Annotated in this window: 3 protein-coding genes; 2 read left to right on the top strand and 1 reads right to left on the bottom strand. The window is 73.2% G+C overall.

Annotated elements, in window-relative coordinates; translation table 11 throughout:
* Positions 1 to 772: 772 nt before the first annotated feature.
* Both OO52_RS53865 and OO52_RS45300 read left to right on the top strand, forming a co-directional pair.
* Positions 773 to 1,015, top strand: coding sequence for a hypothetical protein (locus tag OO52_RS53865; protein ID WP_234340024.1), 243 nt, complete (start codon positions 773 to 775; stop codon positions 1,013 to 1,015).
* Positions 1,016 to 1,858: 843 nt separating this feature from the next.
* Positions 1,859 to 2,368 (top strand): transglycosylase SLT domain-containing protein, encoded by a 510-nt coding sequence (locus OO52_RS45300; protein WP_030659254.1) that lies wholly within the window; start codon positions 1,859 to 1,861, stop codon positions 2,366 to 2,368.
* Positions 2,369 to 2,522: 154 nt separating this feature from the next.
* Here the strand turns inward: OO52_RS45300 and OO52_RS53860 are convergent, their stop codons facing one another.
* Entirely contained in the window at positions 2,523 to 2,621 is a 99-nt protein-coding gene (locus OO52_RS53860) for a helicase associated domain-containing protein (RefSeq protein WP_267881582.1), read from the bottom strand.
* Position 2,622: the final 1 nt, after the last annotated feature.

Raw genomic sequence — 2,622 nt, 5'->3', positions numbered from 1 at the left:
CCCCCGCCCGCCCCCCGCCCCCCGCCCGCCGCCTGTCCGCTGTCCTTGGGCCGGGCCGCCGGCCGTCCCGCGTCCTGCGGCTGTGCCCGCGCCATCCCGCCCGCTGTGCCCGCGCCGCGCCGCCTCCTGTCCGCGCCCGCCGCCGTATCCTCCGCGTCTCCGCGCCGCTCCCCGGTCGCCTGGCGTGCCCGCGCCCGTCCCGCCGTGCCCGTGCATTCCCGCCCGTCGGGGCGCTGTGTTTCCCGCCCGCTCGTGCACTGGCGGCCGCATTGTGCCGGCTGCTGAGTTGGGCTGCGTCCGCTGTGCCGTTTCCGTCTGTCCGGCCGCTCGAGCCGCCGCTGTGCCCGGGCCACGCCGCCCTCCCGCTTCCTCGCGGCCACCCTCGGCAGTCCCGATACCGGCCCCCGCCATGACCCCGGCCGCGCCCGACACGGGCGATAGCCACCGCCAGGAGCAGGGCGAGCGGCGGCGCTGGTGGTCCCGCCGCGGCTGACCACCGTGATCCGCCCGCTGCGCGGCGTCCTGGCGGCCGGCCGTGCCCGACCGTGCTGCGCGGGGTCCTGGCGGGCGGCCGTGCCCGACCGTGCTGCGCCTGGCCGCTGCCCGCACGGGCGTGATCCCGCCGGTGGGCCGGGCAACGTTCGCCCGCGTCGCTGCTGTCCACCGCGGTCCGATGGACGCCGGGCAGCGTGCGCTGGCCTCCTCCTTCGTCCTGTCCGAGTGACTGCTGCCGGCAGGTCTCGGCCCGGCGGGCGCCGGAAAGAGCACGGCGATGAAGCTGGTGGCCCACGCCGTGGACGCGGCCAGCGGACGCCTGATCCCCCTTGCCCCGTCCTCCCGTGCGGCGAAAGTCCTCGGCGACGACCTTCAGCTGCGCGCGCACCCTGTGCTCCTGGCTCCACCAGCGCACCCGCCTACCCGACGGGAAGCGACGACAAGTTCACACCGGGCTACGCGATCCCCGACAGCGATGGCCACGCCGCCGGCTCCCCTATCGGCGCATCCGGGCCGATAGGGCATGACGGTGTGCGGCACCTACGAGACGTTCTGCGCCGATCCCACGCGCAAGGGCCCGGACGCGGCGGGCGGCTACCCCGGCCCGAAGACGGTGGAGCACTGGACGTCCTCGGTCACCGGCCGCCCCGTCCCCGACACCCACCTCGCCTACGCCTCCTACATCGTGGGCAAGTACGGCCAGACCCGCAGGCTGCCTCGCTCGACGCGGCCGTGTGCGAGTGGCTGGCCTGCGGCACCTACGGCACCGGCGGCGCCCGCGGCAAGCAGTGTCTGGCCTCCCGGGAAGTGGACCCGTCCGCCCGGACGTCGGCGCTCGGTTTCCTGGCCGGGGCCAAGAAGTACGCGGGCCCCCTACCGGCGGGCCCGCCGAGCCCGCATCAGCATCCCGCGGTCACCCTGGAGAGGGCTGGACCGATCACGTGTACGCATTTCCGGGCTGCACGCTGCGCCCCTTCCGGGCTGCACGCTGCCCCCCCCTTCCGGGTGGAGCCGGCCCGGCCGGAAGCCCGTTTTTCCGGCTCTGCGCGTGACGCCACCCACGAGAGGCAGGTCACGTCCTAAGCGGGATCGTAGAGCCGCACAGCGGTCTGACGCACAGGAAAGCAACAGAATGACCGAATTAGGGCAATTTCTACGCCCTTGGGTAGTAGGTCACAGTCTTGCCTCCCGTTCTCGCGGTCGCTAACCATGTCTCTCGTCGCCGCAAGCAGCGGGTCGGGCCGGGCGGGATCGCCGGGGCCGACCTTGTTCGCCGCGCTGTGCGGGGCCTCGCCCCGACGCCCGACAGGCCGCGACCGGATCACCCGGCCGGCGCCTCAAAGACGTCCCGTAGGAGACCCCCATGACCGCGATCACCGCCGCGTCCCGCCTCGCCCGTCTGCGCAACCTGGCCGTCACCGGCCTGGTCACCACCGGCGCCGCAGCCGCGGCCCTGACGCTGACGCCGGCCACCGCCCACGCCGCCGAGGCCCCCAAGGCCGCCCCCGCCATCGCCTCCAAGACCGCCGATCCCGCCGGTGCCAAGGGTGCCGCGAACAACCTCGACGGCTGGATCAAGCAGTCCCTGACCATCATGAAGGCCAAGGGCATCCCCGGCACCTACGAGGGCCTGCACCGCAACATCATGCGCGAGTCCGGCGGCAACCCCAACGCCCAGAACAACTACGACGTCAACGCCAAGAACGGCACCCCCTCCAAGGGCCTGCTCCAGGTCATCGACCCCACGTTCAAGGCATTCCACGTCGCCGGCACCGCCAACAACTCCACCGACCCGGTCGCCAACATCACCGCCGCCGCCAACTACGCCGCCCACCGCTACGGCTCCATCGACAACGTCAACTCCGCGTACTGAGCCACTGCAGCGGAACTTCGCCCAGCTACAAGCTGCTGCTCGACGTGAGCGTCAAGCAGCAGCCCCCTCGACAGGTGACAACCCGCCCGCCAAGGTGACAACCAGCGTGAGTCGGCTCACTCGGCACGGTCCCATTCGGCGTGGAGCTCCCGGGCTACCAGCGCATGCCGAGCCGGTCCAACTCCGCCCGCCGTTCGGGGGTGAGTTTGTCGGCCCGGCGGCGGGTGTTGTCCAGCCACGTGCCGAGCCGGATG

It is taken from the genome of Streptomyces flaveolus (assembly GCF_000716535.1).
Classification (GTDB): domain Bacteria; phylum Actinomycetota; class Actinomycetes; order Streptomycetales; family Streptomycetaceae; genus Streptomyces; species Streptomyces flaveolus_A.
This window is presented reverse-complemented; position numbering and strand designations above follow the sequence as displayed.

Coding starts and splice junctions, on each gene's coding strand:
- OO52_RS53865 (WP_234340024.1), top strand. CDS start 773: ATGAAGCTGGTGGCCCACGCCGTGGACGCGGCCAGCGGACGCCTGATC.
- OO52_RS45300 (WP_030659254.1), top strand. CDS start 1,859: ATGACCGCGATCACCGCCGCGTCCCGCCTCGCCCGTCTGCGCAACCTG.